We start from the raw sequence: 23048 nt of genomic DNA on the forward strand, positions 1-23048 counted from the left end.
GGAAGACAGGACTAAAGACTGTCGGAGCTGACCGGTACTAATAAGCCGATAACTTGATAATCACTACACTCATACCGTTGTAAAGGCTGGTAGGAGTGGTCAGAGATTGCTTGCGTCCACTTTGTGGTTCCCAGAAGACGGGCACCCCGCATCCTCCTTCGGGAGGAGCGGAACAATTGAATACACGCACGGCGTGTAACCCAGATTTGACCATGTGCCCTCGGGTGCGTGTGTCGCCAGGGTTACGGCGGCCATAGCGAGAGGGAAACGCCCGGTCACATTCCGAACCCGGAAGCTAAGACTCTCAGCGCCGATGGTACTGCAGGGGGGACCCTGTGGGAGAGTAGGACACCGCCGGACACCATTCACGATGGCCACCCAGAAATGGGTGGCCATCGCTGTTTAACCGGTCGGTCTCTGTTCGAGGAGGAACAGGGCCGGCCGGAGCGACGATGACCGTCGTCGCCCGACTCCGGAACGAGGAGCAGCGATGACTCAGCACGACCCGACGCCCTACCCGGAATCGAGGCCGCTCCAGAACGGCTTCGACGCCGTGAAAGAGCACGTCCTGTCGGACGAGCTCCTCCGGATCGAGCGGACTCCGCTCAGCGAGAGGGCGGCCGGATACGTCCAGCTGCAGGAGCAGCTGCGCATCCGACTCGAGAACGCGGACCGCGACCGATGACCGACGACTCGCGACTCGACTCGGCTCTCGCCGAACGGGGCATCGCCCGGTCCCGCACCCATGCCGCTCGGATGATCGCCGACGGTCTGGTGACGGTGGACGGCGTCCCTGGACTGAAGCCCTCGATCCGCGTCCGCGACGATCAGGATGTCGCGGTCGCCGGCCTCGACCACTACGTCAGCCGGGCCGCCCACAAGCTGCTCGCCGCCCTGGACACCTTCGTGACGGTGCGAGTCGCCGGCCGGAACGCTCTCGACGTCGGGGCGTCGACGGGCGGGTTCTCGCAGGTCCTGCTCGAGCGCGGCGCCGCCTCGGTGATCGCCCTCGACGTCGGGCACGCGCAGCTCGCTCCCCGGATCCGGTCCGACGATCGCGTCCACGTGGTGGAGGGGTTCAATGCGCGGGATCTCACCGCCGCCCGGCTCGCCGAAGCAGCCAGCACCGCGCTCGTGCCGGACCTGGTCGTGTCCGACGTGTCCTTCATCTCCCTGCGGATGGTTCTGCCTCCGGTCGCCGCCTCTGTGGATCCGCTCGCCGACTTCGTGGTGCTGGTGAAGCCGCAGTTCGAGGTCGGCCGCTTGGGAGTGCGGGAGGGGATCGTCCGGGATCCCGAGCTGCGTCGCGAGGCCCTCGCGGACGTCCTGTGGTCGGCGTGGGACCTGGGGCTCGGCGTCGTCGGCCTGGCCGAGTCGCCACTCCCGGGGGGCGCTGGGAATCGTGAGTATCTGGCGCACCTCCACCGCGACCGCGGAACGATTCCGACAGAATGGAGGGACGCGGTCACCGCGCTCACCACCGGATGACGCGATCGTGTCCGCCGCTGTCGACCGACCAGAAGGACACACCCTCGATGCAGTCCCCTCGTGACGAGCGCAACATCCTCGTCGTCGCCCACACCGGACGGACGGACTCCCTCGATGCGGCGGTCCTCGTCGTCGAGCGCCTCCGGAACTCCGGCGCCCACCCCGTCCTCTGCGCCGACGACAAGGGCGACATCGTCGCGGTCGCTCCGGATCTGAGCGACGTCGCCGTGCTCGGGTCCGACGTCCCGCTCGAGTCCATCGAGCTCGTGTTCGTGCTCGGCGGGGACGGGACCATCCTCCGCGCAGCGGAGATCGTCCGGTCCGGGACGGCCCCTCTGCTCGGCGTGAACCTCGGCCACGTCGGGTTCCTCGCGGAGAGCGAGCGGGACGATCTCGACGACGCCGTCGCCCGTGCGCTCGACGGCGACTACGCGGTCGAGGAGCGGATGACCCTGCAGGTGCGCGTCAAGATCGACGAGGCCGTCGTCTACGAGACCTGGGCGCTCAACGAGGCGACCGTCGAGAAGGGCAGCCGCGAGCGGATGCTCGAGGTCATGGTGGGCGTCGACGGACGTCCGCTGTCGAGCTTCGGCTGCGACGGCATCGTCGTGTCCACTCCGACCGGTTCCACCGCTTACGCCTTCTCCGGGGGCGGCCCCGTCGTGTGGCCGACCGTCGAGGCGATGCTCCTCGTTCCGCTCAGTGCCCATGCCCTCTTCGCGCGGCCCCTCGTCGTGGGCCCGTCGTCGAGCCTCGCCGTCGAGGTCAAGGAGAGGACCGACGGCGTCGGCGTCCTCTGGGCCGACGGCCGGCGCGCCTACGAGCTGCCGCCGGGAGCGCGCGTCGTCTACCGGCGCTCGCCCGTGCCCGTGCGCTTCGCACGCCTGCACGACGCCCCCTTCACCGATCGACTCGTGCACAAGTTCGGTCTCCCCATCCGCGGATGGCGGGGGTCGGCGGAGACGGAGTAAGGCCCGATGCTCGAAGAGCTGCAGATCCGCGACCTCGGAGTGATCGCCGAGGCGACGCTCCCGCTCGGACCGGGCTTCACCGCGGTCACCGGCGAGACCGGCGCTGGCAAGACGATGGTGGTCACGGCGCTCGGCCTCGTGCTGGGCGCGCGCTCGGACGCGTCCGCGGTGCGCTCGGGAGCGAAGCAGGCCTGGGTGTCGGGGCGCTGGCTGGTCCCCGAGGAGGGCCCGGTCGCCGAGCGCGTCCACGACGCCGGCGGCGATCTCGACGGCCCGGAGCTGCTCCTCGCGCGGTCCGTCTCGGCGGAGGGACGCGGGCGAGCCGTCGTCGGCGGCCGGAGCGCACCGGTCAGCGTGCTGAGCGAGCTCGCCGATCAGCTGGTCGTCGTGCACGGGCAGTCGGACCAGATCCGCCTCCGCTCCGCCGCGGCGCAGCGCGAGGCGCTCGACCGGTTCGGTGGACCCGGTCTCGCCGACGCCCTCCGCGACTACGCGAGCGCCTTCGAGCGTTGGCGGGCCAACCGGGAGGAGCTCGACTCGCTCACCGAGGCCCGGGAGACGCGCGCCCGCGAAGCCGAACGGCTCCGCTCCGCCCTCGCCGAGATCGAGGTGGTCGCCCCCCAGCGCGGGGAGGACGTCGAGCTCGCGGCGCAGTCCGCCCGGCTCGGGAGCATCGAGCAGCTCCGGCTCGCCGCCGGCGAGGCCCGCGAGGCGATCTCGTCCGAGGAGCTGGACGGGCGGGACGCGCTCGGGCTCCTCGAGACGGCGCGGCGCGTGCTGGAGCGGGCGGCCGAGCACGACGCCGCGCTGCAGCCGACGGTCCAGACGCTCGGCGAGGCGGCGGTGCTCCTCGTCGACGCCGCCGGAGGGCTCTCCTCGTACCTGGCGGAGCTCGACCTCGACGGCGCGCACGACCTGGAGCTGATCGAGAACCGTCGGGCGGAGCTGTCCCTGCTCGCCCGCACCTACGGACCGACGCTGGACGACGTGCTCGACCTGGTGGACTCCTCCGGACTCCGCCTGCTCGAGCTCGACGGCGACGACGAGAGGATCGCGGCTCTCGAGGCCGACACCGCGGCCGACGCGGACCTCGTCGACCGCCTCGCGACCCGGCTGACCGAGCTGCGGACCGCGGCGGCCGCCGAGCTGGGGGAGCGGGTCAGCGACGAGCTCACCGCGCTGGCCATGGCGGATGCGCGCCTGCACGTGAAGGTGACGGCCGCGGGGGAGCCGAGCATCCACGGGCGCGACTCCGTCGAGATGCTGCTCCAGCCGCACACCGGGGCCGCACCCCGGCCCCTCGCCCGCGGAGCCTCGGGAGGCGAGCTCTCGCGGGTGATGCTCGCGATCGAGGTCGTGGTCGCCGCCAACGACCCCGTGCCGACGTTCGTCTTCGACGAGGTCGACGCAGGGGTCGGCGGAGCGGCGGCGATCGAGATCGGCCGACGGCTCGCGCGGCTCGCCGAGACGTCGCAGGTCATCGTGGTGACCCACCTCGCGCAGGTCGCCGCATTCGCCACGAACCACCTCCGCGTCGAGAAGGGCTCGGACGGCGCGGTGACCTCGAGCGCCGTGACGCAGCTCGACTCCGAGGAGCGGGTGTCCGAGATGGCGCGCCTGCTCTCGGGGCTCACCGACTCCGCCAACGCTCTCGCTCATGCGCGGGAGCTCCTCGAATCGAGTCGGCGGGGCTGATCGCGAGCGGCCCTGGACGACATCGATCCGTCCCGGGCGGTCCGCCGCCGCCGTTCTGCTGTTACGGTGGAACCCCGTGGTGGACTTTACGAACGCGGGCCTTTCCTCTTCTTCTCCCTCGGATCCCGAGGGCTCCTCCGGGTCCTCGACCCGGAACGCTTCGACGGCCGGGCAGGACGCCCCCTCGAAGATCACGAAGCACATCTTCGTCACCGGCGGTGTCGTCTCCTCGCTCGGCAAGGGACTCACGGCCGCGAGCCTGGGCAACCTGCTGACCGCGCGCGGGCTGCGCGTCGTCATGCAGAAGCTCGACCCGTACCTCAACGTGGACCCGGGGACGATGAACCCGTTCCAGCACGGCGAGGTCTTCGTGACCGACGACGGCGCCGAGACCGATCTCGACATCGGCCACTACGAGCGCTTCCTCGACATCAACCTGAACCAGGCCGCGAACGTCACGACCGGCCAGATCTACTCGAGGGTCATCGCGCGCGAGCGCGCCGGCGAGTACCTCGGCGACACGGTCCAGGTCATCCCGCACATCACGGACGAGATCAAGCGGCGCATGCGACTCCAGTCGGAGGACGACCCGCAGCCGGACGTCATCATCACCGAGATCGGCGGCACCGTCGGCGACATCGAGAGCCAGCCGTTCATCGAGTCGGCCCGCCAGGTCCGCCACGAGCTCGGCCGCCGCAACGTCTTCTTCGTGCACGTCTCGCTGGTGCCCTTCATGGGCGCCTCCGGTGAGCAGAAGACCAAGCCCACCCAGCACTCCGTCGCGGCGCTGCGCTCGATCGGCATCCAGCCGGACGCCCTGGTGCTGCGGAGCGACCGGCCCGTGTCGGAGTCGAACAAGCGCAAGATCGCGCTGATGTGCGACGTCGACGAGCAGGCCGTGGTCAACGCCAAGGACGTCGCGTCGATCTACGAGATCCCGCAGATGCTCAACGAGCAGGGCCTCGACGCCTACATCATCGACCAGCTGGGCCTCCCGGCCGGCGAGGTCGTCTGGGACGGCTGGTCGCGACTGCTCGAGGCCGTGCACGAGCCCAAGCACGAGGTCACCATCGGCCTGGTCGGGAAGTACATCGACCTGCCCGACGCCTACCTCTCCGTGACGGAGGCTCTGCGAGCCGGCGGCTTCGCGCAGCAGACGAAGGTCGCCATCCGCTGGATCGCCTCCGACGGGCTCGAGGACCCCGAGGCTGCGGCCAAGGCGCTCTCCGAGCTCGACGGCATCTGCGTGCCCGGCGGCTTCGGCATCCGCGGCATCGAGGGCAAGCTCGGCGCGCTGCGCTTCGCGCGGGAGAACGGGATACCGACCCTCGGGCTCTGCCTCGGCCTGCAGTGCATGGTCATCGAGTACGCCCGCAACGAGGCCGGCCTCGAGGGGGCCTCGTCGTCGGAGTTCGACCCGGAGACGGAGTTCCCCGTCATCGCGACGATGGCCGAGCAGGTCGAGATCCTCGCGTCCGGGGACATGGGCGGCACGATGCGCCTCGGCCTCTACACGGCCGAGCTCGCCGAGGGCTCGATCGTCGCCGAGGTGTACGGCGCACCTGAGGCTGCCGAGCGCCACCGTCACCGCTACGAGGTCAACAACCGCTACCGCGACCGGATCGCCGAGGCGGGGCTCTGGTTCTCGGGCCTCTCGCCCGACGGCCACCTCGTGGAGTACGTCGAGCTGCCCCGCGAGAAGCACCCCTACTACGTGGGCACGCAGGCGCACCCGGAGCTCCGCTCGCGCCCGAACGCCGCGCACCCGCTCTTCCGCGGCCTCGTGACCGCCGCCCTCGAGCGTCAGGAGGCCTCGCGCCTCTTCCCGGCATCGGAGGCGGGCGCCGATGAGTGAGCCGCTGTCGGACGAGCTCGTCGAGCCGGAGGTCCTGACCAGTGAGCGCGTCTTCGACGGGATGGTCTGGGGCGTCCGCGCCGAGACGTTCCGCTACGGCGGCGGCGAGCTGCGCCGGGAGTTCCTCGATCACACGGGAGCCGTCGCCGTGCTGGCCCTCGACGACGAGGACCGCGTCGCCCTGATCAAGCAGTACCGGCACCCTGTCCGCACCCGCGAGTGGGAGATCCCGGCCGGCCTGCTCGACGTCGAGGGCGAGGATCCCCTGGTCGCCGCTCAGCGGGAGCTGGGCGAGGAGACGGACCTGCAGGCCGAGCGCTGGGACCTGCTCTCGGAGTTCGCCACCTCGCCGGGCGGCAGCGACGAGGTCATCCGGATCTACCTGGCCCGCGGGCTCTCGTCCACCGGCTCCGCCTTCGACCGCGAGGCGGAGGAGGCGGACATGGAGCTGCGGTGGGTGCCGCTGGACGAGGCGGTCGAGGCGGTCCTCGCCCGCCGGGTGCAGAACCCCTCGCTGACGATCGCGGTGCTCGCGGCGCACGCGTTCCGCTCGCGCGACTGGGACGGGCTGGGCGACGCGTCCTCGCCGTGGACGCGCCACCCGCGGGTCCGCCACCCCCGGGGGTGAGCCCCCGCGCCTGCGCCGAGGCGTACCTCCGGCAGGCGAGCGTGGAGCGCGGGCTCTCGGCGCACACGCTCGCGGCCTACCGGCGCGACCTGGAGCTCTACCTCGGCTGGCTCGAGGAGCGCGGGACCGTCGATCTGGCGCAGCTCGGACGGGTCGACGTGGGGGAGTTCTCCTCCTGGCTGGCCGCACGCCCGGAGCGGCCGCTCGCGGCGAGCTCGCGCGCACGGATCCTCTCGAGCGTCCGAGGGCTGCACCGCTTCGCCCTCGAGGAGGGGGTCGTCGCGGACGACGTGGCCCGGGACGTGGTGCCGCCGAAGATCCCGATGACCCTGCCGAAGGCGGTCACGGTCGAGCAGATGGCGGCACTGCTCGACGCGGCGCGCGGCGAGGAGCTCGCGGACCTGCGGGACCGGGCCCTGCTGGAGCTGCTCTATGCGACGGGCGCGCGCATCTCGGAGGCGGTGGACCTGAACGTCGACGACGTGGTCGCCGCGGAGGTGGTGCGGCTGACGGGCAAGGGGTCCAAGCAGCGGATGGTGCCGCTCGGCCGCTTCGCCCGCGAGGCGGTCGACGAGTACCTCGTCCGTGCGCGGCCCGAGCTCTCGCGGAGGGGGCGCGCGACGCCGGCGCTCTTCCTGGGGGTCCGCGGGAGCCGCCTGTCGCGGCAGAGCGCCTGGCTGGTCATCCGCGCCGTCGCCGAGAAGGCCGGGCTGGACCGGGAGATCTCGCCGCACACCTTCCGGCACTCGTTCGCGACCCACCTGCTCGCGGGCGGTGCCGACGTCCGCGTGGTGCAGGAGCTCCTCGGGCACGCCTCGGTGGCGACGACGCAGATCTACACGCTGGTGACGGCGGACACGCTCCGGGACGTCTACACGTCCGCGCACCCGCGAGCGCGGCGCTAGAGCCGCGGCCCCGCGCGGCGGGGCGCGGCGGCCGGGGAGCGGGGCGCCGGTACACTCGTCGGAGGCCGCGCGGGAGCGCACGCCGCCACGGAAGCGAGGACGACGCAGGTGACACGCAAGACGGACGACAAGGCCGAGCTCACCGGTCTCGAAGCCCCGACGCTCGGCCCGACCGGCCGCCCCCTGCGCGACTTCCCGCTGCCGGTGGAGCTCACCGGTCACGGCCCCGCTCGGATCATCTCGCTCTGCAACCAGAAGGGCGGCGTCGGCAAGACGACGACGACCATCAACCTGGGCGCGACCCTCGCCGAGTACGGCCGCCGCGTGCTGGCCATCGACTTCGACCCGCAGGGCGCCCTCTCGGCCGGCCTCGGGGTCACGACCTACGACGCCATCACGATCTACGACCTGCTCCTCGGCACCGTGAAGGACCCGGCCGAGGCGATCCGGAGGACCCGCGTGCCGGGCCTGGACGTCATCCCGGCCAACATCGACCTCTCCGCCGCCGAGGTCCATCTCGTCAACGAGGTCGCGCGCGAGCAGATCCTCGCTCGCGTGCTCCGCAAGGTGAGCGCGGACTACGACGTCATCCTGATCGACTGCCAGCCCTCGCTGGGTCTGCTCACGGTCAACGCGCTCACCGCGAGCCACGGCGTCCTCATCCCGCTCGAGTGCGAGTTCTTCGCGCTGCGCGGCGTCGCCCTGCTGATCGAGACGATCGACAAGGTCCGCGACCGGCTCAACCCGGTGATCGAGCTCGACGGCATCCTGCCCACGATGTACGACTCCCGCACCCTGCACTCGCGTGAGGTGCTCGACCGGGTGGTCGACGCCTTCGGCGACAGCGTGCTCGAGACGGTGATCGGCCGCACGGTGAAGTTCCCGGACGCCAGCGTGTCCGGCGTCCCGATCACCCAGTTCGCGCCCGAGCACAACGCCGCGAAGGCGTACCGCAAGCTCGCCAGGGAGCTGATCTCGCGTGGCGCGGTCGCCTGAGGTCCTCCTCGAGGAGCGCGCCGCTCCCACCGGGTTCCACCTCGCGCTGACCAACTTCGAGGGTCCGTTCGACCTCCTGCTGAGCCTCATCGCGAAGCAGCAGGTCGACATCACCGAGATCGCGCTGAGCGCCGTGACGGACGAGTTCCTCTCGTACCTGCACGGGATCGACTCGCTCGAGGGGCTGGACCGCGCGTCGGAGTTCCTCGTCGTCGCCGCGACGCTCCTCGACCTGAAGATCGCCGGACTCCTGCCCCAGGGCGAGCTCGTGGACGCGGAGGACGCGGCGCTGCTGGAGGCGCGAGACCTGCTGTTCGCCCGGCTCCTGCAGTACCGGGCCTTCAAGCAGGTGTCGTCGTGGTTCGCCGAGCGGATCGCGATCGAGACCGCCCGCCACGTGCGCGACGTGCCTCTGGAGGAGGAGTACCGGTCCGCGAAGCCGGAGCTCGTCTGGACCCTGTCGCCCGCCGACTTCGCCGCCCTCGCGACCGTCGCCCTCGCTCCGCGCGAGCTGCCGACGGTGGGCCTGGACCACCTGCACGCCCCGCAGATCAGCATCCGGGAGCAGGCCGCCCACGTCGTGGCGATGCTGCGCGCCCGCGGGAGGGCCACCTTCGGCGAGCTGATCGCGGACGCCGACGAGAAAGGCGTGATCGTCGCGCGCTTCCTGGCCGTGCTCGAGCTCTACCGGCACGCCGCGATCTCGTTCGACCAGCCGGAGCCGCTCGGCGAGCTCACGCTGCGCTGGGTCGCCGAGCAGTGGAGCGATGCGAGCCTCGCCGCGCTCGGAGCCGACTATGACTCCTGACGCCGGCCCCGGGACCGTCGCGTTCGAGATCGACCGGGCGATCGAGGCGATCCTGATGGTCGCGGACGAGCCGCAGCCGCTCGCCTCCCTCGCGACCGCGCTGTCGAGGCCGATCGCCGTGGTCCGCCAGTCGATCGAGCGCCTGGTCGCCGACTACGACGGCGCCGACGGGGCGATCCGCCGGGGCTTCGAGCTGCGCGAGGTCGGTGCCGGCTGGCGGATCTACGTGCGCCGCGAGTACGACCCGGTGGTCAAGGACTTCGTCCTGACGCAGAACCCGACGCGGCTCTCGCAGGCGGCGCTCGAGACGCTCGCCGTGATCGCCTACAAGCAGCCGGTCTCGCGCGGTCAGGTCGCGCAGATCCGCGCGGTCAACGTCGACTCCGTCGCGCGCACCCTCCTCGGCCGCGGCCTCATCGCGGAGGTCGGCCACGACCCCGAGACGGGCGCGGTCCTCTACGGCACCACCGAGCAGCTGCTCGTGCACCTCGGCCTCACCTCGCTCGACGAGCTGCCGAAGATCTCCCCCCTACTGAGCGACGGAAGAGACGGATTCGATGAGCGCGCCTGACAGCGGCCCCGACGGCGAACGACTGCAGAAGGTCCTCGCGGCAGCGGGGGTCGCCTCCCGACGAGTGGTCGAGGAGATGATCGTGGCGCGGCGGATCCGCGTCAACGGCGAGGTGGCGGACGAGCTCGGCCGCCGCATCGACCCGGCGACCGACCGGATCGAGGTCGACGGGGTCGCGGTGCAGCTGGACACCTCGCGCCGCTACGTCATGCTCAACAAGCCGATCGGCGTCGTCAGCTCGCTGGCGGACGAGAACGGACGCACCGACCTCAGCCTCTACACGAAGAACTTCGAGGAGCGGCTGTTCAACGTCGGGCGCCTCGACGCCGAGACCTCGGGCCTGCTGGTGCTGACCAACGACGGCGAGCTCGCCCACGTCCTCGCGCACCCGTCGTTCGGAGTGACGAAGACCTACATCGCGAAGGTGCACGGGCAGGTGCTCCCGCAGACGATCGCGACGCTGACCTCCGGGATCGAGCTCGACGACGGACCGGTGGCCGCCGACAAGGCGCGTCTCCTCGGCCGGCCGGAGGGCCGCTCGAACGCCTCGCTCGTCGAGATCACCCTGCACTCCGGTCGCAACCGGGTCGTCCGCCGGATGATGGCGGCGGTCGGCCACCCGGTGATCGAGCTCGTCCGGCGCCAGTTCGGGCCGCTGCACCTGGGCACCCTGCGCTCGGGCGATCTGCGCGACCTGACCCGGGAGGAGCTGGGCGCGCTGCTCACGATCGCGCGGCAGGGCGGCGAGGCGGTGGCGGCCGCTCCTGCGGTCCCCTCGAAGAAGGTGAGCGCGGGTGCGCGGCGGCCCCGGCCTGACAGCGGCGAGCGCGTCGCCCCGGCGGAGCGCGGCTCGGCCGGGCGATCCTCGGATCGCGGCGGATCGTCCGGACGGTCGTCCGACCGCGGCGGCTCGGCGGGACGGTCGTCCGATCGCGGCGGCTCCTCCGCCGGCGGCGGGCGGAGCGACGGTCCTCCGCGCCGGTCCGGCGCCGACAAGCAGCGCCGCGCCGATCGCTAGGCTGTCGGGGTGAACGAGCTCCTGCACCCCGCGCCGCCCGCGATGCGGACGACCGGGACGGTGCGGGTGGTCGGCTCCGGACTGCTCGGCGCCTCCATCGGCCTCGGCCTCGCCTCCCGCGGGATCGACGTCGTCCTCGACGACGCCTCGCCCGCGAGCCTCTCCCTCGCCATCGACTACGGGGCCGGCCGCGCCGCCTCCGCCGACGACCGGCCCTCCGTCGTCGTCGTCTGCGTCCCCCCTGACGTCACCGCGAGCGTCGTCGAGCGCGAGCTCGCGGCGCACCCCGGAGCCGTCGTCACCGACGTGGCGAGCGTCAAGACCCAGCCGCTGCGCGAGCTGCGCTCCCGCGGCGTCGACCTCGCCCGCTACATCGGCTCGCACCCGATGGCCGGCCGCGAGCGCGGCGGACCGGTCGCCGCGCGGGGGGACCTCTTCGTCGGTCGGCCCTGGGTGATCTGCCGCGACGGCGAGACCGCGCCCGACGCGCTCGCGCGGGTGGAGGGCCTCGCTCTCGACCTCGGCGGCACCATCGTCGAGATGGACCCGGAGGAGCACGACCTCTCGGTCGGCCTCGTCTCGCACGCCCCGCAGGTGATCTCGTCACTGCTCGGCCAGCGCCTCCTCGACGCCCCGAACGCGGCGCTCCGCCTCGCCGGGCAGGGCGTCCGCGACGTCTCGCGCCTGGCGGCCTCGGCCCCCGAGCTCTGGATGCAGATCCTGGCCGCGAACCGCGAGCACGTCGTCGCGGTGCTCGACGCCTTCCGCGACGACGTCGCCGCGGTCGCCGACGCTCTCCGCGACCTCGAGGCGCCCGGCTCGCGCCGCGTGCTCGCCGAGCACCTGGCCGCGGGCAACGCCGGAGTGGCGCGCCTGCCCGGCAAGCACGGCCAGGACCAGCGCTTCTCGACCCTGATCGTCCTCGTCGACGACTCTCCCGGAACCCTCGCGCGACTCCTGGTCGAGATCGGCGAGGCGGGCGTCAACCTCGAGGACGTGCGCCTCGAGCACGCGCAGGGGCGCCGAGTGGGTCTCGCCGAGATCTCGGTGGTGCCCGAAGCGGTCGCGCCGCTGACCGAAGAACTGACCATACGCGGCTGGAGGATCGCCGGATGAGCACCGAGCAGAACAGGCAGGAGGGCGGCCTGAACAGGATGACGCCCGCCCGCCGGGCACAGCAGAGCATCCCGGAGGACGGGGGCGCGGCTCCCGAGCGCGAGGCGCGCTCCGAGGCCGCCGAGCAGGGCGACTTCGGCGAGGCCGTCGTGGTCGCCATCGACGGCCCGGCCGGCAGCGGCAAGTCCAGCGTGTCGAGGGCTGCCGCCCGCCGCCTCGACTTCGAGTTCCTCGACACGGGAGCGGCCTACCGCGCGCTCGCCTGGCACGGGCTCGACCGCGGCCTCGACTTCGAGGACCAGGACGCGATCGTCGACGCGCTCGACGGCTTCGACTACTCCATCGGCACCGACCCCGAGTCGTACTCGGTGTGGGTCGGTCCGACCGAGGTGACCGCCGCCATCCGCGAGCCCCGGGTGACCGCGCGGGTCTCGGCCGTGGCGAAGGTCCCCGAGGTCCGTCGGAGGATCACCCTGCTGTTCCGGAGGATCATCGGCGAGACGCGCCGGGAGGGCATCATCGTCGAGGGCCGCGACATCACGACGGTCGTCGCACCGACCGCTCCGGTCCGGATCCTGCTGACGGCGAGCGAAGAGGCTAGAATGGCCAGGCGTTCGCGCGAGGTCACCACGGAATCCGCCGAGGCGACGGGTCAGGCGCTGCGGTCGAGGGACCGCGCCGACTCGCAGGTGGTCGACTTCATGAACGCCGCAGAAGGAGTCACTCTTCTCGACTCCACTCATCTCGACTTCGAGCAGACCGTCGACGCGGTCGTCGCCGAGGTCCGAACTTCGAGAGCAAGGGCCGGTCATGGCACAGGACACGCACGTCGGTGACGACGAGCTGAACTTCGGAGACGACGACCTCGTCGAGCGCCTCGGCGACCTCGACGAGCAGCTCGCCTCCTCGCGCGCGCAGGCGCTCCGCAGCGGACTCGAGGACTACGACCTCGACGAGGAGGACCTCGACCTCCTCGAGTTCGCCGGGGAGGACTCGGACGAGGTCCGCTACCTCCCCGCACTCCCGGTCGTGGCGATCGTGGGCCGCCCCAACGTCGGCAAGTCCGCGCTGGTGAACCGCATCCTCGGCCGCCGCGAGGCCGTCGTCGAGGACACCCCGGGCGTCACGCGCGACCGCGTGTCCTACAAGGCGGAGTGGATCGACCGGGCGTTCACCATCGTCGACACCGGCGGCTGGGAGCCCGACGCCCGCGGCATCGACGCCTCCGTCGCCATGCAGGCCGAGATCGCCATCGACCTCGCCGACGCCGTCATCTTCGTCGTCGACGCGAACGTGGGCGCGACCGCGACCGACGAGCACGTCGTGAAGCTGCTGCGCAAGACGAAGAAGCCGGTCTTCCTCGCCGCCAACAAGGTGGACGACGCCCGCCAGGAGCCGAACGCCGCCTCGCTGTGGTCGCTCGGCCTGGGCGAGCCCCGCCCCGTCTCGGCCGTCCACGGCCGCGGCGTCGCCGACCTTCTCGACGCGGTGGTCGAGAAGCTCCCTCTGGAGTCGGCCGTCGCCAAGCGCGAGGTCGGCGGGCCGCGCCGCGTCGCGATCCTCGGCCGCCCGAACGTCGGCAAGTCCAGCCTGCTCAACAAGGCGGCGGGGGAGGAGCGGGTCGTCGTCAACGAGCTCGCCGGCACCACGCGCGACCCGGTCGACGAGCAGGTCGAGATCGCCGGCAAGGTCTGGCGCTTCGTCGACACCGCGGGCATCCGCCGCCGCGTGCACCTCCAGCAGGGCGCCGACTTCTACGCGTCGCTGCGCACCTCGACGGCGCTCGAGAAGGCCGAGGTCGCCGTCGTCGTCCTCGACGTCTCGCAGCCGATCTCGGAGCAGGACGTCCGCATCATCGACCTGGTGCTGGAGTCGGGCCGGGCGCTCGTGCTCGCCTTCAACAAGTGGGACCTCCTCGACGACGAGCGCCGCCGCTACCTCGAGCGCGAGATCGAGACCGACCTCGCCCACGTGGCGTGGGCGCCCCGCGTCAACATCTCGGCCCGCACCGGCCGCCACCTCGAGAAGCTCGTGCCGGCGCTCGAGCTCGCCCTCGAGTCGTGGGACACGCGCATCCCGACGGGCAAGTTCAACGCGTTCCTCGCCGAGCTCACCGCGGCGCACCCGCACCCCCTCCGCGGAGGCAAGCAGCCCCGCGTGCTCTTCGGCACGCAGGCTTCGTCGCGCCCGCCGACATTCGTCCTCTTCACGACCGGGTTCCTCGACCCGGGCTACCGCCGCTACATCGCGCGCCGCCTGCGCGAGATCTACGGCTTCCAGGGGTCGCCGGTGAACGTCAACATGCGCGTCCGCGAGAAGCGCGCGCGCTGAGCGCAGCCGCACCGTGTCCGGCCCGTGGGAGCTCCTCCCGCGGGCCGTCCGCGTCTCCGGGAGGAGCAGCGATCGAGTCGCGCGGGCGGATGCTGCTGCCGAGGCGTCACGGCCGAGCGGGACAGCTCTCTCGAGAGGGAGCGAGGAGCCGCGCGGTCCGGCTTGCGGAGTTGCGGCCGCCCTCGAGCCGAGCGGTCGACTCTCTCGGCGAGCGTCTGCGCAGCGGCGCCCGACGAGGCCGGTCAGTCGCCGGTGGCGAAGGGCCACCACGGCGGCAGGAGCCGTCGGTAGGCGGCGAGGTAGCTGCCGGGATCGCGGGGCGCGGGCAGACGGAGCCACTGCTCCATCAGGCCGACGGAGCCCGCCGCGAGGAACGAGGCCGTCGCGTCCTCGAGGAAGCCGAGCGGTGCGTCCGCGGCCGGGACGTCGAGGATCCCCGTGTCGAGCGTCGCGGAGACGGCGGTGCGGAAGTGCCCTGCCAGCATCGCGCGGAGGCCCGAGTCCCCGCCGGGGGCGTCGAAGGCGCGGAGGTAGAGGTCGCGGTGGCCGTCCAGGTGGCCGAGGACGCGGGAGGTGCCCTCGCGGATGCTCGCGTCGGTCGCGGCACCGCTCCGGAGCTGCTGGAGGTAGCCCTCCCGGATCGCGTCGAGCTCGTCCTGCAGGGCGGCGCAGAGCAGCTCCGCGGCGGACGAGGCGTGGGCGTAGAAGGTGGAGCGGTTCACGCCGGCGAGATCGGTGATCTCGGAGACGGTGAGGGTGGCGACGTCGCGGCCGGTCGCGAGTTCGACGATCGCCCGGTGCAGGGCCACCTGTGATCGCTTCTGCCGCGCATCCACTGCTGACGCCTCCCGAGCTGCCGACGGCGCGTCGACCCGTGCCGACGCGTTCCGCCCAGCGAGTCTACGGGGCCCGCTCGTTTTCACTTCCGGCGTCGGCATCCGCTAAGGTAGTCGAGTTGCCCGGGCCTCGGCCCGGTCTGCCACGGGCTGTGGCGCAGCTTGGTAGCGCACTTGACTGGGGGTCAAGGGGTCGCAGGTTCAAATCCTGTCAGCCCGACGGAAAGCCCTGATGAGACCACTGGTCGTCGTCAGGGCTTCCGTCGTTTCCGGGCCTCGTCGTGACGCTGCGGACCGCTCACCGGAGCGCTGCGGCGACCTCGGCGATGGCCTCGCGACGTCGAGCGGAGCGCGCCTCCCGCTCGGCGGGATCCCGTGCCCAGAGCGCCTGTCGCGACGGATGGAAGGTGCGGATCACCGTGAGGCCGCGCTCGCGCTCGATCGCCGGGTGTCGCCTGAGGAGGCGCCGCCAGCCGTGATCGGCGTCGCCGCCCTGCAGGAGGACCACCTCGACGTCGGGGGCGAGCGCGAGCAGATGCAGGACGGTCTCGACGCCGGCGTCGAGCTGCTCGGCGTTCGGCGCCTGGTTGATGTACCAGGGGTAGGCGTTCCATGGCAGCAGGTCGGCGGGGGCGAGGCCCACCTCGTCCATCAGCCCGGCCATGATCTCCGCCGTCGGGTCGTCGTTCTCGGTGCAGAGGAAGCCGCTTCCGACGCCGTCCTGGGTGGCGGGGCCGGGATCGCGGAGGACGCTGAGGACGCGCGCCTCCACTCCGCCGTGCAGGGGAGCGACGTAGGGCAGCCAGCCGCGTCCGTAGGGGTTCCGCAGCTCGTCGACCCAGCGGTTCACGGGAGCCACGTGCGGTGCATAGCGCTGCTCCCACTGGGCGCGGCGGAAGGAGAGGTCGGCCATGGAGCGGGGCATGTCCGCACCCTAGAGGGTCACCGGGGCGGCGCGGCACCCTTCCTGGTCGTCGGCCGTGCCGGCGGCGTCCGGACTGAGAAGCCGGAGCGGCATGCACGGCGTCTCCCCGACCGCCCGCAAGGGCGGCGGCAGGCCGGCTCCCTAGCGTCGGTGGACGTGACCCACTCCGCTCCGCTCGCCCGCTGGTGGCGCGAACCCTGGTGGGCGCGGCTCACCCTCCTCGCGATCCTGTGCGGTTCGACGGTCCTCACCGGCTGGAATCTCGCCCGGGGCGGAGACGCCGTCTTCTACGAGGCGGCGGCACGGTCGATGTCGGAGTCGTGGCACGCGCTGGCGTTCGGAGCCTTCGATCCCGCCGCCACGGTGACGCTGGACAAGCTGGCGGGGTTCGCGGTGCCGCAAGCGCTGAGCATCCGGCTGTTCGGCATGTCGACGTCGTCGATCGCGCTGCCGCAGCTGATCGAGGGGCTGATCACGGTCGCGGCGTGCTCGGTCGTCGGGCTCCGATGGGGCGGCCGGGGGCTCGGGCTGGTCGCGGCGGCAGCGGCGGCGAGCACGCCGATCTTCGTGTCGATGTTCGGGCACCCGATGGAGGACGGGCTGCTCACGGCGGCACTCGCCGTGGCGCTGGTGTGGTGGCAGCGCGCGGTGCTGACGGAGCGGTGGTGGCCGCTGCTGATGACCGGGCTGTCCATCGGGATCGGCTTCCAGGCGAAGATGATGCAGGCCTGGTTCGTCCTGCCGGCGCTCGTGGTGGCGACTCTCGTCGGGGTGCGCGGGTGGCGCCGAGCCCTCGCCTGGGCGGGCGGGCTCCTGGCCGTCGTGGTGGGCGCCTCGGTGGCGTGGATGGTCGCGATGCAGGCGGTGCCGGCAGGGGACCGGCCCTACATCGACGGGTCGACGGGGAACGACGTCTTCGCGATGGTGTTCGGGTTCAACGGGCTCGACCGGCTGATCCCGGGAGCGGTGCCCGGCGCCGTCGTCGCTTCCGCCCACGTGGCGACGATGGGCGGAGCAGCGGGGTCTTCGCCGGCCAAGCTGCTGCTGGCGCAGTACGCGACGCAGGTCGGCTGGCTGTATCCCGCGGCGCTCGCCGGGCTGGTGCTCGGCGCCGTGCGCTGGTGGCCGCGGCGGGGGAGGCGGGGAGGTGCCCGCGGTGCCTTCGCCCTCCTGGTCTGCCTCGCGGTGTGGCTGGTGACAGCGGCGGGCGTGCTCTCGGTGGCGACGGTGCCGCACATGGCGTACGTCGCGGCGATCGGCGTGCAGCTGGCGCTCCTCGCCGCGCTGGGCTGGGCGGAGGGGGTGCGGCTGCTCGCGTCGCCCCGGGTCGGCGCGCGGCTGGTGCTGCCGCTCCTCCTGGTCGGGCAGACGGCGTGGAGCGCGGCGCTCGCCGTGGGCGGGCAGCTGCCGTCGGTGCTGGGCCTGCCGCTCGCGGCGCTCGCCGGAGCAGGGCTCGTCGTGGTCGCGGTGGCGGCCCGGTGGAGTAGGGGCGGTGCGGCGGCGAGCAGAGGCGCGGCCCGGCATCGTTCGGTCGCGCTCGCAGCGGCCGTCGTGATCCTGGCAGGGCCGATCGCGTTCAGCCTCCAGGTGCTCGACGCGTCCCTCGACGGGTCGGGCGGGGACGCGCTCGTCGGCCTGCGCTTCCCGCAGAGGGCCGAGACCTCGGCTCCGTTCGCGGTCTCGTCGCCGGACGCGGTCGGCGGGCACGACTCGATGACCGCCGACGAGACCGCACTGGTCGCCGCTGCTCGTGCCGCCGGCGGCGGGGTGGACGGAGCGCCCCTGTTCCTCACCGACTCCTGGGCGATCTCGGCGCCGATCATCACGGCGACCGGCGCGAGCGTGCTCACCGACGGCGGCTACTCCGGCCAGGCGCGGGTCTTCACCGAGCAGGACGTCGCCGGGATGATCGCGGCAGGACGCACGCCTCTGCTGGTTCTGAAGAACTCGGCGCCACCGACCGAGTCGGTGCGGAAGGCCGTGGTGGCGGACGGATGCACACAGCTGCAGGAGTGGGGGCCGGCGGCGACGGAGTCGGGAGAGCACGCCTCCGCGGTCACCGGGTTCTCGTTGTGGCGGTGCGTGGCGATGCCGCACGGCTCGGCGAGCGGGGTGTCGGGTGCCGGCCAGTGACGCCGTAGGGCAGTTCTCGCCTGGACGAGATCGGCTCCCGCCGGAACGATCGCCCTCGTCCTTGCGCTCGACGGGTCAGGCCAGGCCGAGGAGGTCGAGCGTCCAGGCGTGAGCGAGGACGTTCTCCTGGTGGGACTCCTCGGGCGTCAGTCCGCTGAGGTGACCGCCCGAGGTCGCACGGAGGACGACGTGCGCGGGATCGTCGCGCTCAGCCACTGCCCGGTAGGCGCTTGCGAATTCCGCGATCGCCGACGCGTCGACTCGGGCATCGCGGAGACCGGCTCGAATCCACGCGCGCGGAAGCGGTCGGCTCCGCCCCACCATTGTGGCGATCGTCGCGAGTGGAGAGAGCCCGCTCGCGAGGATCCAGTCAGGGTCACCGAACTCCTCACGGTCGGACGCCGCCGCGGCTGCGGAGCGATCATCGAGCGCGCCGACGGGATCGAGGAAGGGATGCACGAGGTGGAGGCCACGGAGTTCTGCGGGGCGACGGAGGCAGACCGTCGCAGCGACCAGCGCGCCCGCGCTCGCCGCGGTGAGAAGGAGCCGGTGCGAGTCGATCCCTGGAAGCTCACGAAGCAACGCCAGGCAGGCGAGGAGGTCCTCGATCGGGCGCTCGCGGCCGAGGCCGGTCGCCTGCCGATGCCACTCCGGGCCGTTCTCTCCGCCCCCGCGGACATGGCAGTAGGCGATCGCGGCTCCGCGCGCGAGGAGGTCGTCCGTGAAGGGATCGAACGGCCCCTCGAGGCTGATGCCGTAGGCGCCGTAGACGTGGACGACGACGGGACAGCTGTCGGCGCCGTCAGGAGTCATCAGGGTGAGCGGGACGAGGGTGCCGTCCCGGCTCGGCGCAGTGAGTGACGTGACCTTCATCCGTTCTGTGACCTCGGTGGCGAGTGCCTTACCCGGTACAGGGGTGACGCAGTGGGCGCGGTGAGCAGGGGAGGAGACGAGCATGATCGGGTGGCGGGTGATCGGATCGACGGCGGGAACAAGGGTCCCGGCCGCCGGCGCGAGCCAGAGCGCGTCTGCCCCGCCGCCGGGCAGCCACACCGCTCTCCTGCCGGACGACCGACCGAGTACGAAGAGCTCACCCTGGGCCTCCTGCAGGTGCTCCGCCTGAAGGGCCTTCGGAACGGGAACCTCGAGAGGACGCGTCGAGCCGGTCATCCGGACGACTCCGTGCCGTCGATACAGGACCGCGAGGCCGCCCCTGCAGGCGGAGACATCCGCGTTCTCCGTGCCGAGGTCGAGGCGACGGCACGTCGGGGGACTGCTCTCCTCTCCGGTCAGCACCCAGTACCGGGAGTCGCGCGCCCCTCTCGATGCGAGTACGGCGATCGCCCCGGCGACGCTGCGCAGATCGAGCCTCCGAGCCTGATCGGGCTCTTCGAGCAGCACGTGGGGAGTCGTCAGGCTGCGATGCCACCAGACCGCCTGCCAGGGCCGACCCGCGTCGTTCCGCCTTATCCAGAGGAATCCGTCCGAGAACGATCGGATGCGCGGGGAGACGGGGCGCTCGTCCTGAACGATCTCGACGGCTCCGCTCCTGGTCGCGACGGCGACGCGGATCCGGTGATGCTCATCACCGTCCTGATCGCTCACAAGTGCGAAAGCGGCGGCGCCCGGCGAGAGCACCAGAGACTCCTGCGGTGCGATGACGAGGGTGTGCTGCACGGGGCGCCCGTCGGGATCCCGGAGGAGCACCTGCCGGGGGCCTGTCGGCTCCGCGGCTGCGCTCGACGGCTGCAGAGCTGCGAGATGTCGCAGCCCTCCGGCGATCGCAGAAACCCGAGGCGGCAGTCCGTCGCGACCCGTGATCACGTCAGACACCCTGCTCACGCAACCTCGGTCCAGGGGGACGGCGAAGCCGAGCCTGCGCGGGAATCAGGAGGATCAGCGAGAGCACGATCCACGAGCCGATGAGGCCGAGAACGACGCTCGGGACCGGCCAGATCACTACCCCTTCGCCCAGTGCTGCGCGACTGACGAGCCAGCAGACCGCGCCGGTGGCGGCGACGGGTGCGGCAGCTGCTGTGGAAGCGGCGAGGGACATCGCGAGGCTCTCGGAGACGACGAGCCCGATGATCTGTCGGCGCTGCAGGCCCGCTGCCTGGAGCAGGGCGATCTCGCGCTCGCGGTTCTGCGCAGAGAGAGCGACGACAGTGGCGCTGGTGGCGAGCATCGACACGGCTACGACTGCGACGATCGTCAGAACATCGGTGAGATCGGCGCGGGTCCCGGGCCGGACCGCCGTCGTCATGGCGACGACGGACTCCACCGCGCACAGGAGCACGGCTATCGCCCCCAGCCCTGCCGTGAGCGGCGCGATCGTGGCGGTGCTGACCTGCACCCGGGCTGCTGCCGCGCGGATTCCGAGAGCCGCGACGACGAGACCCGATCGGGCGGAGAGCGCGTGCAGAGCCCGGAAGACGAGCGCGATCACCTCCGGGCAGAGGAGGTAGACGGCCACGAGGACGCTGCCTCCTACGTCGACGGCCAGGTTGAACATCGGCGCCGGTCCGGTCGCTCCGAGTTCTCGAGCAGAGGCGGATGCCGTGACAAGGCCGGAGGCGATGAGGAGGAGGGCGATGCCGCAGCCGATCCGCACCGCGCGCATCGCCGTACCCGGTCGACCGCTCCCGACTTCACGCAGCGCGGCGCTCGGCGGCGTGCGGGCGGCGCGGCGCGCGGGCAGGACTCCGCCCGCCAGAGCGGTGAGCGTGCCGAGCGCCAGCGTGACCACCGGAGCCCAGGGCGCGAGCGAGAAGCTCGGAAGATCGACCTCGGACGAGACGGCACCGTTGAATGCGGGAACCGCCCAGAACGCCAGCAGTGTCGAGAGGAGCGCTCCGATGCCGGCGCCGAGGAGACTCACGATGCCGAGCACGAGGAGAGTGACGACGAACACCTGGGCTCGGGAGGCGCCCAGCAGGAGCCAGAGCGCGTGCGTGCGTCCTGTGGCCAGAACGCTCGCTCGGCCGACGATAATCAGGGCGACCCAGCCGACGAGCGCCACGACAGTGTAGATCGTGATCGAGAGGATCCGGAACTCCCCGAGCGCGACGCCGGCCTCCGTGACAGCGGCGGTGAATGCGGGGTCGCCGGTCCAGGCGAACTGCTGAACGCACAACCCGATCAGCGTCGCCATCAGGGCGACCACAGCGATCGCGGGAGACCATCGGCGCCACTCGTCGGCGAACAGGCGTACGACGTAACGGGACACGAGTCAGGCCCCGGCCTCTTCGAGGATGCTCAGCAGCTCATGGCTGGTGCAGCGTCCGGTCGTCCGCACGGTCCGACCATCGTGCATCACCACGACCGTGTCCGCGAGGGCTGCGGCGTCGAGATCGTGCGTGACCATCACGATCATCTGGCCCTCGTCCGCCATCGTCCTCAGAGTCGACAGGACGACCCGCGAGCTCTGCGAGTCGAGGGCGCCGGTCGGCTCGTCGGCGAAGACGATGCCGGGCCGCCGTGCAAGGGCGCGGCAGAGAGCGGTCCTCTGCTGCTCACCTCCCGAGAGCGTTCGCGCCGGCGCACGGCGCCGGTCGCGCAGGCCGAACGATTCCACGAGTCCACCGATCAGGTCGTGCGGCACGGGTGATCGGTCGAGCCTGAAGGGGAGCGCGATGTTCTCCTCGACATCGAGGAAGGGCACGAGGTTGTACTGCTGGAACACGAACCCGATCTGGGCGCGGAGCATGCGAGCGCGATCGGCCGCTGACAGCCTGTTCACGTCCCGGCCGTTGACCTCGACGACGCCGGACGTCGGCCGGTCCAGTCCGCTGAGGCACATCAGGAGAGAGGACTTGCCGGAGCCGGAGCGGCCGACGACAGCGGTGAGCCCGCCCCCTTCCAGATCGATGTCGCAGCCCCGCAGGACGGTCGTCCGCTGCCGGCCTACGGTGATGACCTGCTCGACGGCTCGAGCCTGGAGGGTGGGGATCATGAGCGTTTCTCCTCGACGAAGGTGGGGACGTCTTACTCGTGAGACGCCCGCGATCCACGTCATGCTGGATCGCGGGCGCCCGGTAGCGACTATCAGCAGTTGCCCCACGTGATAGAGCTGGGCCAGCCCGGGCACGGCGAGATGACGCTGAAGGTGCTGACGCGCGCGGCGTCGTGCGCGTCGGCCTCACCTTCGAGGGTCTGGAAATCGAGGATCCGGTTCATGTGATCACCTCCTCTCCTCGTCTCGGGCCGACTCGGTCAGAGTCCGAACGGCAGGGCGGAGCGTCCGGTCTCGAGCTCGTCGAGCGCTGCGAGCACTCCGAGCGAGCCGGTCAGGTAGTCCGACGAGAGTCGGAGGTTCTGGTTGCCGCGGAAGAAGACGCCGGTGTCGTCGAGCACGGCGTGCAGGCGCAGCGACCGGACGTGCGAGCGGAGGACCTCCTCGAGTTCCGCGCTCGGGCGGTGCAGTACGCGGCGGCGGAGGTAGACGAGGAATCCGGACAGACCGTGGGCGAGTGAGGCCTGCGCGCACTGCTGGTAGGACGCGGCGGCGTCGATGGACGCGAGGGGATCGGCGAAGAGCTCCTCGCCCGTGACCCGCCGCAGCTCCAGGATCGCCAGGCCGGGCCCGGTCGAGCCGATCCCCAGGTAAGGAAGAGTCCTCCATCCCTCATCGAACTCGAGAGTGTTGTTCCGGGTGTTCGCACAGCGCGCCAGATCGGCGTCGACGGCTCGTATCGCGAGCGTGATGTACAAGTCGTCGCCAGTGGCTTCGTGGAGTCGGGCGAACAGGATCGCGGCCGCAGACCATCCGTGCA

General features: G+C 71.8%; 21 protein-coding genes, 1 tRNA gene, 1 rRNA gene and 1 pseudogene. 17 read left to right on the forward strand and 7 right to left on the reverse strand.

Annotated features, from left to right (window positions below; genetic code table 11):
- Positions 1–243: 243 nt before the first annotated feature.
- From rrf to der, 15 genes and pseudogenes are all read left to right on the forward strand, one after another.
- A 5S ribosomal RNA gene (rrf, locus tag C5C36_RS08755) occupies positions 244–360 on the forward strand.
- Between the two features lie 130 nt (positions 361–490).
- Positions 491–685 (forward strand): hypothetical protein, encoded by a 195-nt coding sequence (locus tag C5C36_RS08760; protein ID WP_104309591.1) that lies wholly within the window; start codon positions 491–493, stop codon positions 683–685.
- A complete protein-coding gene (locus C5C36_RS08765) occupies positions 682–1488 on the forward strand; it encodes a TlyA family RNA methyltransferase (protein ID WP_104309592.1) in 807 nt (268 codons plus the stop codon). The genes C5C36_RS08760 and C5C36_RS08765 overlap by 4 nt, the downstream gene beginning before the upstream one ends.
- A gap of 47 nt (positions 1489–1535) precedes the next feature.
- A complete protein-coding gene (locus C5C36_RS08770) occupies positions 1536–2459 on the forward strand; it encodes an NAD kinase (RefSeq protein WP_104222498.1) in 924 nt (307 codons plus the stop codon).
- 6 nt (positions 2460–2465) lie between these two features.
- Positions 2466–4154 carry a DNA repair protein RecN gene (gene recN, locus C5C36_RS08775; protein ID WP_104222499.1) on the forward strand — a complete coding sequence of 563 codons (1689 nt, stop codon included), beginning with the start codon at positions 2466–2468 and terminating at the stop codon, positions 4152–4154.
- Between the two features lie 190 nt (positions 4155–4344).
- Positions 4345–6009 (forward strand): CTP synthase, encoded by a 1665-nt coding sequence (locus C5C36_RS08780; RefSeq protein WP_104222604.1) that lies wholly within the window; start codon positions 4345–4347, stop codon positions 6007–6009.
- A complete protein-coding gene (locus C5C36_RS08785) occupies positions 6002–6637 on the forward strand; it encodes an NUDIX hydrolase (RefSeq protein WP_104233392.1) in 636 nt (211 codons plus the stop codon). Before C5C36_RS08780 ends, C5C36_RS08785 begins: the two co-directional genes overlap by 8 nt.
- The gene (gene xerD / locus C5C36_RS08790; protein WP_104238573.1) at positions 6634–7542 is read left to right on the forward strand and encodes a site-specific tyrosine recombinase XerD; all 909 of its coding nucleotides are present in this window, start codon (positions 6634–6636) and stop codon (positions 7540–7542) included. Before C5C36_RS08785 ends, xerD begins: the two co-directional genes overlap by 4 nt.
- A 108-nt stretch (positions 7543–7650) precedes the next feature.
- Positions 7651–8538, forward strand: coding sequence for a ParA family protein (locus C5C36_RS08795; RefSeq protein WP_104222502.1), 888 nt, complete (start codon positions 7651–7653; stop codon positions 8536–8538).
- Complete coding sequence (locus C5C36_RS08800; RefSeq protein WP_104267431.1) at positions 8522–9346, forward strand: ScpA family protein; 825 nt, start codon at positions 8522–8524, stop codon at positions 9344–9346. Before C5C36_RS08795 ends, C5C36_RS08800 begins: the two co-directional genes overlap by 17 nt.
- Positions 9336–9917, forward strand: a complete 582-nt coding sequence (scpB, locus tag C5C36_RS08805; RefSeq protein ID WP_104238575.1) for an SMC-Scp complex subunit ScpB — start codon at positions 9336–9338, stop codon at positions 9915–9917. Before C5C36_RS08800 ends, scpB begins: the two co-directional genes overlap by 11 nt.
- Positions 9904–10662, forward strand: a pseudogene (locus C5C36_RS08810) (pseudouridine synthase); the annotation flags it as partial. The gene scpB and the pseudogene C5C36_RS08810, both read left to right, overlap by 14 nt.
- 315 nt (positions 10663–10977) lie before the next feature.
- Positions 10978–12051 (forward strand): prephenate dehydrogenase, encoded by a 1074-nt coding sequence (locus C5C36_RS08815; protein WP_104222605.1) that lies wholly within the window; start codon positions 10978–10980, stop codon positions 12049–12051.
- Positions 12048–12887 (forward strand): (d)CMP kinase, encoded by an 840-nt coding sequence (gene cmk / locus C5C36_RS08820; protein WP_244229618.1) that lies wholly within the window; start codon positions 12048–12050, stop codon positions 12885–12887. Before C5C36_RS08815 ends, cmk begins: the two co-directional genes overlap by 4 nt.
- The gene (gene der / locus C5C36_RS08825; RefSeq protein ID WP_104263035.1) at positions 12862–14382 is read left to right on the forward strand and encodes a ribosome biogenesis GTPase Der; all 1521 of its coding nucleotides are present in this window, start codon (positions 12862–12864) and stop codon (positions 14380–14382) included. The genes cmk and der overlap by 26 nt, the downstream gene beginning before the upstream one ends.
- A gap of 242 nt (positions 14383–14624) precedes the next feature.
- Here der and C5C36_RS08830 read toward each other — a convergent pair whose 3' ends face one another.
- Positions 14625–15191: a TetR/AcrR family transcriptional regulator gene (locus C5C36_RS08830; protein ID WP_104225419.1), complete on the reverse strand. Its 567-nt coding sequence runs from the start codon at positions 15189–15191 to the stop codon at positions 14625–14627.
- A gap of 173 nt (positions 15192–15364) precedes the next feature.
- Here C5C36_RS08830 and C5C36_RS08835 point away from each other — a divergent pair.
- A tRNA-Pro gene (locus C5C36_RS08835) sits at positions 15365–15438 on the forward strand.
- Positions 15439–15516: 78 nt separating this feature from the next.
- Here C5C36_RS08835 and C5C36_RS18030 read toward each other — a convergent pair.
- Positions 15517–16143, reverse strand: a complete 627-nt coding sequence (locus C5C36_RS18030) for a uracil-DNA glycosylase (RefSeq protein ID WP_104309593.1) — start codon at positions 16141–16143, stop codon at positions 15517–15519.
- A 156-nt stretch (positions 16144–16299) separates the two neighbouring features.
- On the opposite strand from C5C36_RS18030, the gene C5C36_RS08845 reads away from it, so the two are divergent.
- Positions 16300–18276: a glycosyltransferase family 39 protein gene (locus C5C36_RS08845; protein WP_104309619.1), complete on the forward strand. Its 1977-nt coding sequence runs from the start codon at positions 16300–16302 to the stop codon at positions 18274–18276.
- 75 nt (positions 18277–18351) lie between these two features.
- Here the strand turns inward: C5C36_RS08845 and C5C36_RS08850 are convergent, their stop codons facing one another.
- The 5 genes from C5C36_RS08850 to C5C36_RS08865 all read right to left on the reverse strand — a co-directional run bounded on the left by C5C36_RS08850 (position 18352) and on the right by C5C36_RS08865 (position 22986).
- Positions 18352–19953 (reverse strand): prolyl oligopeptidase family serine peptidase, encoded by a 1602-nt coding sequence (locus C5C36_RS08850; RefSeq protein WP_146078818.1) that lies wholly within the window; start codon positions 19951–19953, stop codon positions 18352–18354.
- A 148-nt stretch (positions 19954–20101) separates the two neighbouring features.
- Positions 20102–21502 carry an FtsX-like permease family protein gene (locus tag C5C36_RS08855; protein WP_104309594.1) on the reverse strand — a complete coding sequence of 467 codons (1401 nt, stop codon included), beginning with the start codon at positions 21500–21502 and terminating at the stop codon, positions 20102–20104.
- A gap of 3 nt (positions 21503–21505) precedes the next feature.
- Complete coding sequence (locus C5C36_RS08860) at positions 21506–22228, reverse strand: ABC transporter ATP-binding protein (protein WP_104225415.1); 723 nt, start codon at positions 22226–22228, stop codon at positions 21506–21508.
- Positions 22229–22320: 92 nt separating this feature from the next.
- Positions 22321–22452 carry a hypothetical protein gene (locus C5C36_RS18035; RefSeq protein ID WP_258059251.1) on the reverse strand — a complete coding sequence of 44 codons (132 nt, stop codon included), beginning with the start codon at positions 22450–22452 and terminating at the stop codon, positions 22321–22323.
- 36 nt (positions 22453–22488) lie between these two features.
- Positions 22489–22986, reverse strand: coding sequence for a hypothetical protein (locus C5C36_RS08865; RefSeq protein WP_146085320.1), 498 nt, complete (start codon positions 22984–22986; stop codon positions 22489–22491).
- Positions 22987–23048 lie beyond the last annotated feature (62 nt).

Origin of the sequence: Rathayibacter sp. AY1G1 (assembly GCF_002932095.1) — a bacterium.
Lineage (GTDB): Bacteria > Actinomycetota > Actinomycetes > Actinomycetales > Microbacteriaceae > Rathayibacter.